This is a genomic window from Advenella sp. FME57 (genome assembly GCF_014897675.1).
Taxonomy (GTDB): Bacteria; Pseudomonadota; Gammaproteobacteria; order Burkholderiales; family Burkholderiaceae_B; genus Advenella.
Genome location: NZ_JABUXU010000006.1, coordinates 130,216 through 148,005, shown reverse-complemented (window position 1 = coordinate 148,005; position 17,790 = coordinate 130,216). Strand labels below are relative to the sequence as shown.

Below are 17,790 nucleotides of genomic sequence, written 5' to 3'. Positions count from 1 at the left end.
GAGGAAATGTCATGTCATATCGGTATCTGGGCAAAAGCGGATTGAGCATCTCTCCCCTTACGTTAGGGACTATGATGTTTGGCGGACAAACGGATGAAGCGCAAGCGCACCGTATTATTCAGGACGCAAGGGAGCGGGGGATCAATTCCATTGATACTGCAGATGTCTATAACGGCGGCCAATCCGAGCGTGTGGTGGGACGAGCCCTCAAAGACAATCGTGATTTCTGGGTGCTGGCCACCAAGCTGGGCAACCCTGCAGGAGAGGGACCAAATGAACGGGGCATCTCGCGCAAATGGATTATTCAGTCTGTGGAAGCGAGCCTGAAACGACTGGGCACCGACTATATCGATATCCTGTATATGCATCGCGAAGTGCCCGGCCAGCCGCTGGGCGAGGCGATTCGCGCCATTGCCGATCTGATCCGCCAGGGCAAGCTGCGCTATTTCGGCGTATCGAACTTTCGGGGCTGGAAAATTGCCGATACCGTCCGGTTGGCCGATGAGCTGGGCATTGACCGTCCTGTGGCCAGTCAGCCGTTATACAACCTGGTTTCACGCAATGCAGAAGTGGAGCAGTTGCCCGCTGCAGCAAACTATGGAATTGGCGTGATTTCCTACAGCCCGCTGGCGCGCGGCGTGTTGACGGGCAAATATGCGGCAGATGCGCCGCCACCGCCCGATTCTAGGGCTGGTCGCGGCGACAAGCGTATCCAGCAAACGGAATTTCGTCCAGAGTCGCTGCAGGTGGCGCAGAAAATCAAGGCACATGCTCAGGCGCTGGGCATATCCGCCGCCGATTTTGCGCTGGCATGGGTGTTGAACAATCAATACGTGACCTCGGCCATTGTGGGACCGCGTACGTTTGAACAATGGCAATCTTATCTTAATGCGCTGCAATATCGGCTGACCGAAGAAGACGAGGCGCTGGTTGATGCTCTGGTCACGCCGGGTCATGCATCCACGCCTGGTTACAACGATCCGGGACATCCAGTACGGGGACGTGTGCCGTATCCTGGCCGTGAAGGGCCGGGAGATTTCATGTCGTTTGCGAAGGTGACTCCACAGCAGGAAAAGTCGTAAGCCAGGGTGACTCCCTTTCAGGTAGACGGCTCTAGCAAATCGTGACGTCTGGCGTGTCGGGGAGTGTCGTAACTGGGCGGCGTCCCCTTGGTTCGTTCTTGCAGTGAACATGGGAGTGGATATGGGAGTGGACATATATAAGGTTGCTGCAATGTGTGTTAATGTGCGCGGCGCTCCTGTCGGATCTTGTGTAGTTGATCAACCATTCCAAGCTTATTGAGTTTCGCATAAAGGGTGCTTTTTGCTATGCCTAACTCTCGCGCCATGAGCGTAAGGTTTCCACTACAGGACTGGAGCATCTGTTGAATCACCTGACTTTCACTGGCCTTAAGTTTTCCCAGGTTGACAGGGATGGCTGGCGCAGCCTGAGTGCCATTGCCTGGGGCATCCGGTTGCAGATGCGATGGCAGGTCTGTGACTTGCAATACGGATGACGGGGACGTGAGGTACATGCTTTCGATGGTATTTCGCAGTTCGCGGATATTGCCGGACCAGTGATATTGACATAACAGCGCCATCGCATCGTCCGAGATTGTTTTCGGGCCCGCATCATACCGGGAGCAAAGGCGCTGCAGCAGGTGCCGAGCCAATAAAGGAATATCTTCGGCCATTTCGCGCAACGCTGGCAGCTGTATGCTCGTGACTGAGATGCGATAATACAGATCTTCACGAAAGCGACCTTCGGCAACCTCACGCTGCAGGTTACGATGCGTTGCCGCAATGAGTTTGAATTGAATTTTCCGGGGCGTTGTTTCTCCGATACGGTAGATTTCCCCTTCTTCCAGCACACGCAACAAATGCGGTTGCAATGCCAGTGGCATTTCACCGATCTCATCAAGAAACAACGTGCCGCCATGAGCAGCTTCAACCTTGCCTGTCATGCCACCCCGACGGGCACCGGTAAACGCGCCATCGGCGTAGCCAAACAGCTCGCTTGCCAGCAGGTCTGCAGACATGCCTCCACAATTGATGGCGACAAATGGCCGGGGCGCCGGCTTGGCAGCATTGGCTTTGGAGGCAGCTATACTTGTACTTTCTGCAAACTGGTGCATGGCGCGAACCATGTTTTCCTTGCCCACCCCTGTCTCGCCTAGCACCAGCACCGGTACGTTTACAGTTGCCAGGCGTCGGGCCTTGGCGATCGCATCGCGCAGTGGCCGTGCCGTTCCGACAATGCGATCGAATGCATCCGGCTCCGGCCGGCGCATGTATTGTCGAGAGTGCGCCAGCGAGGCGCCATCGACACGGACACAGGGTGGCTCTCTGCGAGGAAGGGTCAAAATGGACCCGACTCTTGTTCCTTCAACAGTGACCGCTTCAACCCAATCCGGATTAAGCCACCCTGGCATTGCCGTGTCACCGCCGGGATCGGCCTGCCTGAAATTCAGAGCAGCAATCGTCTGCATTCGTTCGGGGTCCACGCAGATATCCATGTCACGCAGAATCTGCCTGGCGTAAGGGTTCAGCTTGAATGGACGTCCGTGTCTGTCGACAATAATGATGCCGTCCTGAGTGCCAAAATACCGATCCATGCTGCGCTCAAGCAGTTGGTTTCGAAAATGCAACTCATTTTTGGACAGTAAATTTTCAATACGGCTGGCGGTGTTTGCTACCAGTGCCAGGCTGTTTGGCGTGTAGGTGTTATGCAAGCCGGAAATATCAATCGCACCCACTGTGCGCCCATCCAGCGGATCCTGAATGACGGCTGCTGCGCAGGTCCACGCTTTGACCTGAGCGCAGAAATGTTCGGCCGAATGAATTTGTACCGGTAGGCCGGTTGCCAGCGCGGTGCCAATCGCATTCGTGCCTGAAAGCAGTTCGTCCCAGCTCTGGCCGGAAACCAGAGATACGTTCTCGGCCGCACTCTGGGTTCGGCTGTCGCCCTCAACGGACAGAATGACGCCCTGCGGGTCGGTCAGAATCATGATCGAACCGGTTTCCTCAAGTACGTCTTTTGCCATTTGCATGACTGGCTGACTGCAGGTCAGCAGATCGGCATGCCGTTCCTGCAAGTTACGCAACGAGGCGCCCTCTAGCGCAGGGGACGTGGTCGGATGAAATGGGTCAAGTTGCGCGTGCAGGCAGCGTTGCCACGAGTCAGTCACTAGAGGACGCAGTGCGTCTGAATGGCAGGGACCGCCGTGAACGATGCGCTCCCAGACTGACATGACAAGGCCATTCTTTTCGGGGTCGGATAGCCTTTGTGATCTTTTGGTCTTGATCATATTGTCTCCCGCTTTGTGCTGATACTTATCACTACCTTCAGCCTTTCCGGTAGTGTGCCTGATTCCCCTTTAGCACTGAGTGACTGGCTTGCTCCTGACTGGTTCACTTAAGACTGGTTCACTTAAGTCCGGATCGCTTAAGTCCGGATCGGTTAAGTCCGGATCGGTTAAGACCAGATCGCTTAAGACTGATTCGGTTAGTCTGGCGAAGGCCACCTGTTGCATTTGTGGGGTTGATCGTATTGCTAACTATAACGTCGCAGGTCTTGATTTTGCAATATATGAAAAACCGATGGAGCATGCTTTTGCCGTAAGGCGAATTCATTTTCCTGCCGTGCCTTTGGTATGAATCGCGTTCGTCACGTCGTTCAAATTTCATACGTTGTCATCAAATACGTATGGGATTCGAACGTTCAGGACAGCGCTTTTTTATAATCAATAGTAGGAAAACTGAAGAGAAAAATAAATTTTTCAGAAAAATCAGATGGTTGAATATCGATAAAAAAAATTGGCCCGGAAATTGCTATATCTCTGCGCACGACAGTCAATTCTGTTGTTCAGGCAGCCCGGTGGACGCAATGGCAATGCGCCTGTCTGGTTGCGAGGTTAGCAATTATTCGGAGACAAAAATATGCAAACTGAATCAATGCCCGTTCAGGTAATGGGTATCGATGCCGGCGGCACGATGACCGATACCTTTTTCGTCAGCAGCGACGGCAGGTTCGTTGTCGGCAAGGCCCAGAGCAACCCTGGCGACGAGTCCCAGGCAATTTACGAATCCTCCCAGGATGCCCTGGCACCCTGGGGACGCAGCGTTGAAGACGTCTATCCCCAGCTGCTCACTTGCGTATATTCGGGAACAGCGATGCTCAATCGGGTGGTAATGCGCAAGGGGCTGGACGTTGGCCTGATGTGCAACAAAGGGTTCGAGGATATTCATTCGATGGGACGTGCACTGCAGAGCTATCTTGGCTATGCGCTGGAAGATCGTATTCATCTGAATACGCACCGCTGCGATGAACCATTGGTGCCGCTATCGCGCACACGCGGGGTGACGGAAAGAACCGATGTACAGGGAAAAATCGTTATTCCACTGAATGAAGACGAAGTACGCTCCGTCACGCACGAGCTGGTCCATAGTGGCGCCAAGGCCATCGTCATCAGCCTGCTGCAGTCCCACAAAAATGGACAGAACGAGCAGCGCGCCCGCGATATATACCTGGAAGAACTCAAAAAAATGGGCAGCGATATTCCTGTCTTCGCAACGATCGACTACTATCCTTCCCGAAAGGAGAGCCATCGAACCAACACGACCGTGCTTGAAGCCTATGCGGCGGAGCCGTCGCGCGCCACGCTCAAACGCGTCAGTGATCGGTTCAAGAAACACGGCGGCAAGTTCGATTTGCGCGTGATGGCCACGCATGGCGGAACCATCGGCTGGCGAGCCAAGGAACTGGCCCGAACCATCGTCTCCGGCCCCATCGGAGGCGTGATCGGCTCGAAATATCTGGGCGAACTGCTTGGCTACGAGAATATTGCCTGCAGTGACATCGGTGGCACCAGTTTTGATATGGCGCTCATCACCAAAGGCAATTTTGCCATCAAGTCCGATCCCGACATGGCTCGGCTGGTGCTGTCGTTGCCACTGGTCGCCATGGACTCGGTAGGGGCAGGCGCCGGCAGTTTTGTTCGTATCGATCCTTACAGCGGCGCGATCAAGCTCGGCCCCGACAGCGCCGGCTATCGTGTCGGCATGTGTTGGCCTGAAAGCGGTCTTGATACCGTTTCGGTAACCGACTGTCACGTGATCCTGGGCTATTTGAACACCGACAATTTCCTGGGCGGGGCGATCAAGCTGGACGTCGATCGCGCACGCCGTTGTCTGAAGGAACAGATCGCCGATCCGCTGGGCCTGTCGGTCGAGGATGCGGCATCGGGTGTGATTGAACTGCTTGACCTGCAATTGCGTGAATATACGCGTTCCATTATCAGTGCCAAGGGCTACAACCCAGCCGATTTCGTCTGCTTCTCGTATGGCGGTGCAGGCCCGGTCCACACCTACGGCTATACCGAGGGCCTGGGCTTTGAAGATGTCATCGTGCCTGCATGGGCAGCCGGTTTCTCGGCCTTCGGTTGCGCTTGCGCCGAGTATGAATATCGGTATGACAAGAGTGTCGACATTGCGGTGCCACCTAGCGCCGGGGACGAGGTCAAGGTTGCAGCAGGCAAAACCCTGACCGAAGCGTGGGCCGAGCTTGCAGAGAAGGTGATCGAGGAGTTCATCATCAATGGCTTCAAGCGTGAAGATGTCATGCTGCGCCCAGGCTACAGCATGCAGTATCTTGGCCAGTTGAATGATCTGGAAATCGACTCTCCCATCAGCGCCGCCGCCACGGTGGCCGATTGGGAAAAACTGGTTGGCGCTTTCGATGAAACCTATGCCCGTGTGTATGCCACGTCGGCCAGTTCCCCTGAGCTCGGGTTCGGTGTCACCAGCGCCATCATGCGAGGCAGTGTGGTCTCCAAAAAACCCGAACTGCCAGAAGAGAAACTGGTCGGAGAGACGCCACCAAAAGAGGCATTGCTTGGCAAGCGTCCATTCTACCGTCGCAAGCAATGGCAGCAGGCTGATGTCTGGTCCATGGAAAAACTGCAGGCCGGAAACCGTATCGTCGGTCCTGCTGTGATCGAATCTGACTCCACGACCTTCGTGGTGCCCAAAGGGTTCGAAACCAGACTCGATACACACCGCTTGTTCCATCTGAAAGAAGTCAAATAGAAAGCAGGAGACACATATGAATAATATGATGACAAAGAACGTGTTCGGTCCGGGGGAGTTGCTGGGCAACGGCAAGACGCTGCGCGAACATCGTAACGAGGTTCTGTCGAAAACGCGCGAGACCGGGCACTACAACGGCCTGAGCACGCTGCACTTCAAGGAAAAGGATCCGATCCGCTATGAGAAAATGTTTTCCAGGTTGCGCGGCGGTCTGGTTCATGCCCGCGAAACCGCGAAGAAAATCGCGGCCTCTCCGATCGTGGAGCAGGAAGGCGAACTGTGCTTTACGCTGTATAACGCCGCAGGCGATTGTATTCTGACCTCAACCGGGATCATTATCCACGTGGGTACCATGGGTGCGGCGATCAAGTACATGATCGAGAACGACTGGGAAGCCAACCCCGGCATCAACCCGGGTGATATGTTCACCAACAACGATTGCACCATCGGTAATGTTCACCCTTGCGATATTGCGACCATTGTTCCCATTTTCTGGGCAGATCGGCTGGTGGGATGGGTCGGGGGCGTGACCCACGTTATCGATACGGGCTCCATCAGCCCGGGCTCCATGTCCACTGGTCAGACACAGCGTTTTGGCGACGGCTATATGACGACCTGCCGCAAGACAGGTGTCAATGACCAGCCTCTGCGTGACTGGCTGCATGAAAGCCAGCGCTCCGTACGTACACCGAAGTACCTGATTCTGGATGAGCGTACCCGTATCGCCGGTTGCCATATGATCCGGGCGTTGGTAGAAGAAGTGATCGAAAGCGAAGGTGTCGAGGCGTTTGAAACTTTTGCTTACGAAATTATCGAAGAAGGGCGTCGGGGCTTGCGGCAACGGCTCAAGGATATGACCATTCCGGGCGTCTATCGCAAGGTGGCGTTTGTTGACGTGCCGTACGACCATGAAGATGTCAACCTGACGTCTTCTTACGCCAAAATGAATACGATCATGCACGCGCCCACAGAGCTTACGATCAGGCCGGATGGTTCTTGGCGCATGAACTTCGAAGGAGGCAGTCGCTGGTGCTGGCACAGTTTCAACGCCAACCAGGTCGCTTTCACCAGCGGTATCTGGGTGATGCTGACCCAGACGCTGGTGCCAACGCAACGGATCAATGATGGCGCCTATTACGCAACTGAGTTCCATATTCCCAAGGGAACATGGATGAATCCGGACGACCGTCGTACAGCGCATGCCGATGCCTGGCACTATCTTGTTTCCGCCTGGACCGGCATGTGGCGTGCCATGAGCCAATCCTATTTCAGTCGAGGTTATCTGGAAGAGGTCAATGCGGGTAACGGGAACACCAGTAACTGGCTGCAGGGTGGCGGTATCAACCAGGATGGTGAAATTCACGCCGTCAACAGCTTTGAGACGGCGGCCACCGGCACCGGCGCCTGCGCGGTCAAGGATGGCCTGAATCATGCTGCCGCCGTATGGAACCCCGAAGGCGACATGGGGGATATCGAAATCTGGGAAATGGCCGAGCCTTTGCTGTTCATGGGACGCACGGTCAAATGCAACTCAGGTGGCTATGGCAAGTACCGCGGCGGTTGCGGTCTGGAAACCTTGCGCATGGTATGGCACGCGCAGGACTGGACCATGTTCTTCTCGGGCAACGGCTACATGAATAGTGATTGGGGGATGATGGGCGGTTATCCTGCGGCCACCGGCTATCGCTTTGAAGCCCACCACACCGGGCTGAAAGATCGCATTGCCAATCGCGAGTCCCTGCCGCTGGGAGCCGATGCCAATCCGAACCATCCTGATTACGAGAAACATCTGGGCAAAGGCGCGGTGGTCAAGCGCGACAAGCAATGCATGACAACCGAAACCGTATTTGATGACCACGATTTGTACCTCAATTACATTCGTGGAGGCCCAGGTTTTGGTGATCCGCTGGATCGGGATCCTCAGGCGATTGCCCGGGATCTCAACTGCCGTTTCGTTCTGCCTGAATATGCCGAACGCGTCTATGGTGCGGTCATTGAAAAAGATGCCGATGGCGTATGGACGGTTGACGATAGCAAAACCGAAGAACGACGCAAGCAGATCCGCAAGGACCGCCTGAAACGCGCTGTTCCGGTACGCGACTGGATGAAACAGGAGCGCGAACGGATTATCGCCAAGGATGCGTCATTGCCGGTACGTCATATGTACTCAACCAGCTTCGGTCTGAGCGAAAAATTCACCAACGAATTCAAGTCCTTCTGGGATTTGCCTGCCGATTGGTCGTTGCCCGAATCCGAGCTGGGTGTTCCATCCTTTGGCTCCACGTATCGCAATGACATTTCCGAAATGCCCGACGTTCGTACGGTCGTGCTGGTGGAAGAGTAAATCGAAGGGATCGGCGCCAAGGCAGCCGATCCCGTTACAACAATATTGGAGATAATTTATGTCAGTTTATACAAAGGAACAGGTCAAAAATCTGGTTGACGGCAAACTCGATTGGGATACGACCTTGCGCATGTTGCAAATGCCCAAGGACAAGGAACGTTTTGAAATCTATCGTGATGTCCTGCAGGCCAAAATGTCATGGAAGGACGAAATCATTCTGCCGCTGGGGCCGCATCTTCATATCGTGCGCTCGGCGAAAACCGGCGAGTGGATCACCAAATGTGAGTGCGGGCATGAGTTTTGTGCCTATGACAAAAACTGGAAACTGGAGGCGAGCATTTTTGTACGTGACACGCCTGAAGCAATGGAGGAAGTCTATCCATTGCTCATGGCACCCGACACGCAGTGGCAGGTCTATCGGGAATATTATTGTCCTGATTGTGGCGTCATGCTTGATGTAGAAGCGCCAACGCCATGGTATCCCGTGATTCACGATTTTTCGCCGGATATTGAGGCTTTCTATAAAGACTGGCTGGGTCTTCCTGTGCCGAAAAAAGGGAAGTGAAACGGCGACTGCATTGGCGCCAGGCAGGGACGTTAGCCTGTTAGCCAACATGGCATCTTAATGAAGAATCAGGGCAGCATCACGAGCGTCATTTTCGTTACGTTCGTGATGCTGCCCTGAAATGTTCACTTATTATCGTTTTCGTACAGCCATTCCATTAAAGGCATCAGCCTTACAGTAAAACCAGGCTCAGCAACCATACCGTGATCATCCCGGCCACGCCCTGAATCAGCGTGGCCATGGTCTGCGCATAATAGGCGGTTGATACACGCATGCGGCTAAATTGGGTAACCACCCAGAAGAAACTGTCGTTGGCATGAGAGACGGTCATCCCGCCAGCGCCAATGGCCATCACGGTCAGCACGCGTCCCATTTCGCTATCCAGACCCAATTGACCGAGCATCGGCGCAACCAGCGCAGAAGTCGTTACCAGCGCGACGGTGGTCGAGCCCTGAGCTGTTTTAAGTGCTGCCGATACGATAAAGGGCATGAACAGCCCAATGCCCATGGTCGACAGGGTCGTGCCGATATAGTCGCCCAGCGGCGTCACTTTCAGAATCGCGCCAAAAGCACCGCCCGCACCCGTGATAAGCAGAATCGGTGCGGCAGAAGTCAGCCCTTGGGCGACATAGTCATGAAACTGCTGGCGTTTGCCCGTACCCTTGAGCAGGAACATGGCAGAAATCAGACCTGCGAGCAGCGCAACGACCGGATGCCCAAGGAACAACAGGACGTTGGCAACGGTGCCTTGGCCTAATGGCTTGCTGGGAAAGGCAACAACCGAGCCAATGCAGATCAAGATGATGGGCAGGAAAATTGGCGTGAATGCCTGCGCTGCGCTTGGCAGCACGCCATAGTCTTCACGGGTTTTCATCAAGCCCTGATTCGGGCCCACAGGCACCACTGGTGCTTCCAGTTCAATGTCCTTTTTCAGGAAAATATTGGCCCAGAGCAAACCGGCCAACGCCGTGACCGCAGATACGACCAGACCAACCAGAATGACCAGGCCCAGATTGTCCCCCAGCCCCAGGTTGCCGGCAGCCGCGATCGGCCCCGGTGTGGGGGGGACAAAGGTGTGGGAAGCATACAGACCTGTTGCCAGCGCGACGCTCATGGCAATCAGCGAGACATTCATGCGTTTTGCAATGGCTTCCTTCAATGAATTGAGAATGACGTAGCCTGAATCACAAAATACCGGAATGGAAACCAGATACCCGATCACGGACATGGTCAGCGTCGGAAAACGGTTGCCCAGCAGCTTGATGATACTGTCAGCCATGGTAATGGCTGCACCCGTTTTCTCCAGTATGACGCCAATGATGGTGCCCAGTACAATCACAATCCCGATACTGCCCATGATGCCACCGAAGCCGGTGGTGATGTGTTTGACAATATCCAGCAGCGGCACCTGATACATGAAGCCGCCGATAAAAGCCGCTGCCAGCAAAGCCAGGAACGGATGAAGTTTGAGTTTGGTTGTTGCCAGTACGATCAGCGCGATCAATATGGCAAGAATGGCGACCAGGTACATTTCAGTTGTCCTAATTCAATTGTCGTAAAGGGTTGGGTACAGCGGGTAATAATTCGGCGATTGTATCTTAATTATTCCCGGAAATCGTGGTCTTTCCCGTGCGCTCACGCATGTGCAGGGTAGCCGATGCTGGCGGATCGGGCAGAGGACACAAGGTGCAGGTGGCGACGATATATCAATGCAAGGGGCGTGCAATCGGTCCGAATGACTTGCGCGGTGGCGCCTGAACTGCCGCGCATATTTGCGTTTTGATCGGCATCCTCACTGGCCGAGCGAACCGGCGGCCACGTCGACTTTCATCGCGCAGGCCGAGCCAGCCTTGTGCAAAATAACCCCTGCCTTGCCCATGGATAGCAGGGCCGTGCACCAGAAAAAGTAAAGGTCGTTAAGAAAAAGTGGCTTGCCAGCCAGTTGTCGTTTATTCACAATGACAACAGTTCATCGGTGGCTGCAGACATACTCAAGGCCGTCGCCCATGGCATATTTGGCAGGATGGGCTCGATTCGCGAGAGCCGACGCGTTTTGCCTTTTGGCGGCGAGTCGAACCGATGCCGGCTGGCGTAGTACCGGAGTATCATCAGGCACCTGTCGTAACGCCATCAGGTTTGGCATAATCAGGGGCAGTTCAGGAAAAAGCAATGACAGAGAGTACAAAAAACGAAAACGTAGGCCAGCTTCAGCTGATTGCGGGCATGGCTATGTCGGGCACCATTGGGCTGTTCGTGGTCTGGTCGGGGCAGAATCCTTTTAATGTCGGGTTCTGGCGCTGCCTGATTGGCGGGCTGTGCCTGCTGCTGTTCTGTTTTGCCAAAGGGTATCTGAAGCTGGCGCACGTATCACGATTGCAATGGGTATTGCTTGCCGTCAGCGGCGTGGTGCTGGTGCTGAACTGGGCAGCGTTGTTCGCTTCGTATCTGCACGCGGGTATTGGGGTGGGCACGGTGATCTACAACACGCAGCCGTTTTTTCTGTTGCTGGCCGGCACGCTGGTGTTCGGTGAGCGCATTACGCTTAAACAGGTGGCGCTGGCAATACTGGCTTTTGGTGGGGTGATACTGATTGTGCTGCCCGCCCTGCTTGGCGTAGAAGTGGATTTGCTTTTTCTGCAGGGCGCCGGCTTTGCCTTGCTTGCCGCCCTCTTGTATTCCGGTGTGACCATTGTCACCAAAAAACTGACCGGCATCAAACCCCATGTCGTGGCGATGTGTCAGCTGGGCGTAGGGCTTGTTTTTCTGGCACCGATTATGGCATTTGACCAGATGCCGCAGACATCTGTGCAATGGCTGTTCGTCGTTGTCATGGGGGTGTTTCATACCTTCCTGATGTATATCCTGATCTACTCTGCATATCAATCATTGCCGGTGGGAAAAATTGCAATCCTGTCCTATGTTTATCCGGTCGTCGCGGTAATTGCAGATTATTTCGCGTTTGGCCATGAAGTGGGCGGCTGGCAATGGCTGGGCATTGTCATGATTATTGCTGCCGGCGTAGCCAATGCACGCAATTCGGGAACTCGGGTGCAACCGCCGGACTCGTTGCAGAAAAATGGACAAGACGGGCAGGGCGAGCTGGCCGGCGAGGCAGGCATCCCTTGTCCGGTGCGAACACAGTCGCAATAGGCCGGATTGTGATAGCGGGATGGCGGTAGCGGCAAGGCGAATACAGCAGAAAGGGCCCAGGCCGTGACCGCTGTATTTGGTGTGCTGATCAGCTAAGCGCATGCGCATCAGGCATTAACGCAGCGGCCATCGGCGCTCCTGCCATCAGAGCACAGCGCCTGTTCCTATGTGGGTGCGCCAGACGCCCAATACCATCAGGAGTGACGGGCATTGCCCCTGCTAGTGTCCGGCCTGGTGTTCCTGGTTATCTATCTGAAAAGCCCGGCGACTGGGTATGGTGCTGTGTTTGGTATGCCGCGGCTTCCTGTAGCAGCCACTGCCGAAATTTTTGCGCTCCTTCGGACAGGCCGGCCAGTGATGGTCCCAGCAAAAAATATCCCAACTCCGAGCGCAATATAAGCGGATCCAGCGCGAGCAGTTTCTGTTCCTTGAGCAACGGATCCAGCAGCACCAGTCGTCCCAGTAACATGCCTTGGTGGGCAAGTGCGGCGTCTATCGCCAGGCCTGAATCGGTATAAGTAATGCGATAGTCGGGTAATGTCGACTCGGGTGCTTTTGCATGCAACCACTCCCGCCAGGTCACATCCTGCTCATCGCCGCCCAGCATGCCCCGGTCGCCTATCAATGGCAGACGGGCGAAATCGCCGGACTCGACCAGCGGCGCCCATGCCGGATATTGGCGCGGTGTACAGACGGCCTGATGTGCCTCTTTCATGAGGCTGTCGCACAGCGGCGTTTCATAATTACCTTTGCCATACCGGATCGCCAGATCCAGGTCGTCAAAGGTGAAATCAATCAATTTGGGCGAACTGTCTATGTCCAGCCGGATAGCGGGGTGCTGGCGAAAGAACGCAGGCAGGCGTGGATTGAGCCAGAAGCGTGCAAACGAAGGCAGTACGCTGATGCGTACTAGCAACGGATCGCGTGGATGGTGAAAGGAGCCTGCCAGAAGGTCGAACGCCTGAGACAGCTTGGGCAGCGCGTCGCGCCCATAAGCGGTCAGCACGATCCCGCTGCGCGATTGGGTAATGACGCGCTGGCCCAGGTGGTGTTCCAACTGCTTGATCTGCTGACTTACGGCCGAGGGCGTGACGTGCAGTTCCTTTGCCGCCAGCGCCATGGATTTGAGGCGTGCAGTGGCTTCGAATGCCTTGAGGCTGTTCAGCGGAGGAAGCGGCTGGCGGATTTTCAAAAAGGGCTCTCATGGGTGCAAGTGCTCAGGTATTGTCGATTGTAGGGCTTAACCCGTATTCTGCCGACAGGATTCGTGCAAATCACTGACTATGTTGTATAAAGCGTACGTGTTGAACATCCGTTTCAGAAAACTGACGCTAGTTGGCATCCGGCATCCGGCATCCGGCATCCGGCATGCACTTTAATGTGCGGCCTATTGCAACCGTCATAACAAGAAAACGGGGTATATAAAAAACGCTCCAGTCCTGGAATGGACGGGAGCGTTTGATTCTGCCTGCAGAACCGACATACTCGGCCGGCTCTGCAGTATTGCCGATTGCAGCTTATGCCGCGTTTTTGAAGTCGCGATCTGCACGGTCGAAGTTGTCGACCACGGCCTGTGAGGGCGCTTTGGTTAACAGCGAAACCGCTATGATCACGATCAAGCCGGCAATAAAACCAGGTACGATTTCATACAGGGCGCTGCCGCTGTACTGTTTCCACAATACGACCACCAGCGCGCCGGCCACCATGCCGGACAGTGCGCCGGCTGCGTTCATGCGACGCCAGAATACCGACAGAATAATCACTGGTCCAAAGGCTGCACCGAAGCCGGCCCATGCGTACGAAACCAGGCCCAGTACCCGGCTTTCCGGGTCAGACGCAATCCAGATGGCGACCAGTGCGATCATCAGTACCATCACGCGGCCGGTCCAGACCAGCTCTGTCTGGCTCGCGTGTGGCCGTATGAATCCTTTGTAGAAGTCCTCGGTAATGGCGCTGGAGCATACCAGCAACTGGCAGCTGAGCGTGCTCATGACGGCAGCCAGAATCGCCGACAGAATCACACCTGCAATCCAGGGATTGAACAGAATCTGGGCCAGTTCGATAAAAATACGTTCGCTATTTGTGTTGACCTCGCCGGCTTGTTCCGGATGCAACTGGAACCATGCAATGCCAAAATAGCCTACTGCGACCGCGCCAATCAGACATAGAATCATCCATGTCATACCAATGCGACGTGCAGACTTAAGGCTTTTGACCGAATCGGCTGCCATAAAGCGCGCCAGAATATGCGGCTGGCCGAAGTAACCCAGGCCCCATGCCGCGGCACTCACGATTGCAATAAAACTCGTGCCCGAAATCAGGCTTGAGTAATTCTTGCCGGCTGTGGCCGCTGCCTGGTCAATGGTTGCGGTGACGGCAGACAGATCGCCAATGCCAAGCAATATCATGATTGGCGTGAGGATGAGCGCAAAAAACATGAGCGAAGCCTGGATGGTGTCGGTCCAACTGACCGCCAGAAAACCGCCAATAAAGGTATAGACGATGGTGGCGCCGGCGCCCAGCCACATTGCGGTGACGTAATCAACGTGGAAAAGGCTCTCGAACAGTCGGGCGCCAGCCACAATGCCTGAGGCACAATAGATGGTAAAGAAAAACAGAATGATGGCTGCGGCTGCTATCTTGATGAAGACGCTGCCGGCCCCAAAGCGGTGATGGAAATATTCAGGGAGCGTCAGTGCATTGTTGTTGTATTCAGTGTGCATGCGCAAACGTCCTGACACCAGCAGCCAGTTGAAGTAGGCGCCGATGGTCAGGCCGATGGCAATCCATGCTTCGGACAGGCCCGCCAGATAAATCGCGCCGGGCAGACCCATGAGCAGCCAGCCCGACATGTCGGAGGCGCCTGCCGAGAGTGCCGTCACAAAACTGCCCAGACTGCGTCCGCCCAGGATATAGTCGTCAAAATTACGTGTTGAAAAGTAGGCGATAAACCCGACTGCCAGTACGACAATCAGATATATGGCGAACGTGATGATCATTGGATTTATGCCACTCATTCCTCGTTCCCTTTGTCTGTCTGTTGAAAGTGATGGATTTTACGGAAAAGTAAAACAGATGAATATAAGGGTTAACTCTTATAAATTCCGGTTAACTTTTTGATTTGATATGGATATTATTTTTTGTTTTTCTGTATTTTAACTGGGTTAACCCCAGGACTGCTCAGTTGATCAATTGCCAGGTTGTTCAGTAATCCGCTCACCCGGGAGTCCATTTGTCCGGTAGCGCGCTTGCAGCAGGTCGATAAGCTCGCTAATCCGAAGTTCCTTTCCGGGACCCGTAGATCCATGGGTTTTCAGGCTGCGCGTTCCGGCGCTATGCACAGCAACCACGCCGGTGGCCCATGGTCGGCGCGGTTGCGCAGGGAGTCAATCAATCAGGCCTCTACAGCTTTTCGCGCAATTCGTAGTCAATAACGACATCATGCGCGTCGCCGGCGCTGTTGGGGCGCAATCCCATCCAGGTGCCCAGTCCCAGCGGCGAGGCTTCGCCCAGACGAATGCCCTTGATGTCTTCTTTTTTGAGCACGACCTCGACATCCCAGTTCAGTTCGATTCCCACATAATGCCGCAGCCAGTGTGTCAGCTGTTTTGCCTTGCTTGTGCCCGGCATGAATTGATCAAATTCGGACCGGGTAAGCGGGCCCAGCAACAGGCGGAATTTATGCTGTGCATCGCGCACGGAGCTGCCCAGAATCGTATCCTGACCCAGCCCCATGCTGCCATTGAGGCCCAGTTGCTGCGATGGATGCAGTTCGATCCATTGCGGCACGAACTCCTTTAAACTGACGTTGATGTTGAAGAAGGTTTTCAGTATCTGGATAATACCTTCCGGATTGCGCGTCTGGCGCACCAGGTGGCCGGCAAAAAAATACTTGGCGTGATCCATGATGGAATCACGCTGTTTCAGCGATTTTTGTCCCTGATTGATCAGGCTGGCAACATGACGACTGAAATTTTCTTCGGGACGATCCAGGCTGACCGTGCTTTGCGCGTCTGCCCAGGCCCGGTAAAAAAGCGCAATCAGGCGATGGTGAAAAATATCGGCAAAGGCCGAGAGGGTATGGTCCCGGTGGTGCACGATTCGCTCGCGCACGTACTCGGTCAGATGCAAGGGCAGCGGACCGTTGGGGCCGAACAGGCCATAACTCAGAATGGAGACAACGGGCGGGCCGTCTTTATCACGATCGACATCACAAATGGTCGATGGCGCAAACGCCATGGATGGTTCCTGGCGTAGTCGTACCGGTTCGCGTGAGGGCAGCGAATCGCGGCCCAGCGGCTTGCGTGTGCCGCTGCGTGCGTCCAGCCAGCGCAGCACATGATACAGACCGAAACGATAGGGGTCCGCTTCAAGCTTCTGCCAGAAGTCCGGCGGCAGCGTATTGGTCGGGGTCACAGGATCCGAAGGTGTATCCATGCGGTTGTGGTACCTGTCAAAAGGTGTATAAGATATCTTGGTGAAATGACATGGCGGTTGCAGCCAGTGTACCTGAAAGCTTAATATTGTGTAAGGTGACAAATTGCAATCCAGATAATATCAGATACGGAAAACAAAGCCATATCTGCAGCGCCGGTACTGCAGCGCCGGTATAGGTACGCCGTCCGCCCCCGCGTACGCCGGCATGATGAGCACGCCGAACGATTGCGCCACGTCCATGGCTGCACGCTGTTGCCGCTGCTGTAATACGAACGTATTAATACAACTGTTTTATCGCAATCGTTCTATTGCACTTGTTCTATTGTCGTTGGTTGTTCCCTGTCGCTGGATTTGGGCCGCGCCATTGCAACAGACCAGGTGTCTGATTAAACAGGCGGCAACGCTGTGGGCGGCATGCCGGCAAGTGCGCAAAAGCGCCATGTTCCAGTGCATTGAGGGATAAATGGCACAAAACATTTACGATGACCCTGATTTTTTCGCCGGCTATATTCAATTGCCCCGGCAGGTCCTTGGCCTGAAGGGGGCGCCGGAATGGCCTGCGATCCGGACCCTGCTGCCCGATCCGGCCGGAAAACGGGTCGTCGATCTCGGTTGCGGCTTCGGCTGGACCGCACGTTGGTTTCGCCAGCAGGGTGCGCGCTCGGTGCTGGGGCTGGACCTGTCACGGAACATGATTCAGCGCGCCAGGGCAGACACTGCAGATGCAGCAATCGAATATCGGATCGCCGATCTGGACACCCTGGTGCTTGCTCCGGCCAGTTTCGATGTTGCCTACAGTGCATTGACTTTTCACTATGTGCAGGATTTTGATCGCCTTGTGCACGAGATCCATAAGTGCCTGCAGCCAGGCGGGCACCTGGTCTTCTCGATTGAGCATCCGATCTTCATGGCCGCTACCGACCCCCACTGGATCAGTGATGAGCAGGGCCGCAAAACCTGGCCGGTCAGCGGATACGCCCGGGAAGGGGAGCGCCGAACGGACTGGTTTGCTACCGGCGTACTGAAATATCACAGGACAATCGGCACGACATTGAAGGCCCTTATTGCTGCGGGCTTTCGCATTCAGGCGGTTCAGGAGTTTGCGCCCACCGCCCAACAGATTGGGCAGTTGCCACAACTGGCAGAGGAGCTGGAGCGCCCCATGATGCTGATTGTGTCTGCGTCAGTGTAACGGCTGATGGCGGGCT

At 55.0% G+C, this 17,790-nt stretch carries 12 protein-coding genes; 6 read left to right on the top strand and 6 right to left on the bottom strand.

Annotated features, from left to right (window positions below):
• Positions 1–11 precede the first annotated feature (11 nt).
• Entirely contained in the window at positions 12–1,082 is a 1,071-nt protein-coding gene (locus tag INT32_RS09000; protein WP_193088395.1) for an aldo/keto reductase, read from the top strand.
• A gap of 158 nt (positions 1,083–1,240) precedes the next feature.
• Here the strand turns inward: INT32_RS09000 and INT32_RS08995 are convergent, their stop codons facing one another.
• Positions 1,241–3,307: a sigma-54-dependent Fis family transcriptional regulator gene (locus tag INT32_RS08995; RefSeq protein ID WP_193088394.1), complete on the bottom strand. Its 2,067-nt coding sequence runs from the start codon at positions 3,305–3,307 to the stop codon at positions 1,241–1,243.
• Between the two features lie 631 nt (positions 3,308–3,938).
• Between INT32_RS08995 and INT32_RS08990 the strand changes: the two genes are divergently transcribed.
• Genes INT32_RS08990 through INT32_RS08980 form a run of 3 tightly spaced genes read left to right on the top strand, consistent with a single transcriptional unit; the run spans position 3,939 to position 8,995 of the window.
• Complete coding sequence (locus INT32_RS08990; RefSeq protein WP_193088393.1) at positions 3,939–6,086, top strand: hydantoinase/oxoprolinase family protein; 2,148 nt, start codon at positions 3,939–3,941, stop codon at positions 6,084–6,086.
• Positions 6,087–6,102: 16 nt separating this feature from the next.
• The gene (locus INT32_RS08985; RefSeq protein ID WP_193088392.1) at positions 6,103–8,430 is read left to right on the top strand and encodes a hydantoinase B/oxoprolinase family protein; all 2,328 of its coding nucleotides are present in this window, start codon (positions 6,103–6,105) and stop codon (positions 8,428–8,430) included.
• 58 nt (positions 8,431–8,488) lie between these two features.
• Positions 8,489–8,995, top strand: coding sequence for an acetone carboxylase subunit gamma (locus INT32_RS08980; protein WP_193088391.1), 507 nt, complete (start codon positions 8,489–8,491; stop codon positions 8,993–8,995).
• A gap of 172 nt (positions 8,996–9,167) precedes the next feature.
• On the opposite strand, the gene INT32_RS08975 is transcribed toward INT32_RS08980, so the two are convergent.
• The gene (locus tag INT32_RS08975) at positions 9,168–10,526 is read right to left on the bottom strand and encodes a GntP family permease (RefSeq protein ID WP_193088390.1); all 1,359 of its coding nucleotides are present in this window, start codon (positions 10,524–10,526) and stop codon (positions 9,168–9,170) included.
• A 261-nt stretch (positions 10,527–10,787) separates the two neighbouring features.
• Positions 10,788–10,952 carry a hypothetical protein gene (locus tag INT32_RS08970; RefSeq protein WP_193088389.1) on the bottom strand — a complete coding sequence of 55 codons (165 nt, stop codon included), beginning with the start codon at positions 10,950–10,952 and terminating at the stop codon, positions 10,788–10,790.
• 212 nt (positions 10,953–11,164) lie between these two features.
• Here INT32_RS08970 and INT32_RS08965 point away from each other — a divergent pair, with 212 nt between their 5' ends.
• Entirely contained in the window at positions 11,165–12,145 is a 981-nt protein-coding gene (locus INT32_RS08965; protein WP_193088388.1) for a DMT family transporter, read from the top strand.
• Positions 12,146–12,389: 244 nt separating this feature from the next.
• On the opposite strand, the gene INT32_RS08960 is transcribed toward INT32_RS08965, so the two are convergent.
• The 3 genes from INT32_RS08960 to tssG form a co-directional block, all read right to left on the bottom strand.
• Positions 12,390–13,337, bottom strand: a complete 948-nt coding sequence (locus INT32_RS08960) for a LysR family transcriptional regulator (RefSeq protein ID WP_193088387.1) — start codon at positions 13,335–13,337, stop codon at positions 12,390–12,392.
• 325 nt (positions 13,338–13,662) lie between these two features.
• The gene (putP, locus tag INT32_RS08955) at positions 13,663–15,162 is read right to left on the bottom strand and encodes a sodium/proline symporter PutP (protein WP_193088386.1); all 1,500 of its coding nucleotides are present in this window, start codon (positions 15,160–15,162) and stop codon (positions 13,663–13,665) included.
• 385 nt (positions 15,163–15,547) lie between these two features.
• Positions 15,548–16,582 (bottom strand): type VI secretion system baseplate subunit TssG, encoded by a 1,035-nt coding sequence (gene tssG / locus INT32_RS08950; protein WP_193088385.1) that lies wholly within the window; start codon positions 16,580–16,582, stop codon positions 15,548–15,550.
• A gap of 463 nt (positions 16,583–17,045) precedes the next feature.
• Here tssG and INT32_RS08945 point away from each other — a divergent pair, with 463 nt between their 5' ends.
• Positions 17,046–17,774 carry a bifunctional 2-polyprenyl-6-hydroxyphenol methylase/3-demethylubiquinol 3-O-methyltransferase UbiG gene (locus tag INT32_RS08945; RefSeq protein ID WP_193088384.1) on the top strand — a complete coding sequence of 243 codons (729 nt, stop codon included), beginning with the start codon at positions 17,046–17,048 and terminating at the stop codon, positions 17,772–17,774.
• Positions 17,775–17,790 lie beyond the last annotated feature (16 nt).

Coding starts and splice junctions, on each gene's coding strand:
- INT32_RS09000 (WP_193088395.1), top strand. CDS start 12: ATGTCATATCGGTATCTGGGCAAAAGCGGATTGAGCATCTCTCCCCTT.
- INT32_RS08995 (WP_193088394.1), bottom strand. CDS start 3,307: ATGATCAAGACCAAAAGATCACAAAGGCTATCCGACCCCGAAAAGAAT.
- INT32_RS08990 (WP_193088393.1), top strand. CDS start 3,939: ATGCAAACTGAATCAATGCCCGTTCAGGTAATGGGTATCGATGCCGGC.
- INT32_RS08985 (WP_193088392.1), top strand. CDS start 6,103: ATGAATAATATGATGACAAAGAACGTGTTCGGTCCGGGGGAGTTGCTG.
- INT32_RS08980 (WP_193088391.1), top strand. CDS start 8,489: ATGTCAGTTTATACAAAGGAACAGGTCAAAAATCTGGTTGACGGCAAA.
- INT32_RS08975 (WP_193088390.1), bottom strand. CDS start 10,526: ATGTACCTGGTCGCCATTCTTGCCATATTGATCGCGCTGATCGTACTG.
- INT32_RS08965 (WP_193088388.1), top strand. CDS start 11,165: ATGACAGAGAGTACAAAAAACGAAAACGTAGGCCAGCTTCAGCTGATT.
- putP (WP_193088386.1), bottom strand. CDS start 15,162: ATGAGTGGCATAAATCCAATGATCATCACGTTCGCCATATATCTGATT.
- tssG (WP_193088385.1), bottom strand. CDS start 16,582: ATGGATACACCTTCGGATCCTGTGACCCCGACCAATACGCTGCCGCCG.
- INT32_RS08945 (WP_193088384.1), top strand. CDS start 17,046: ATGGCACAAAACATTTACGATGACCCTGATTTTTTCGCCGGCTATATT.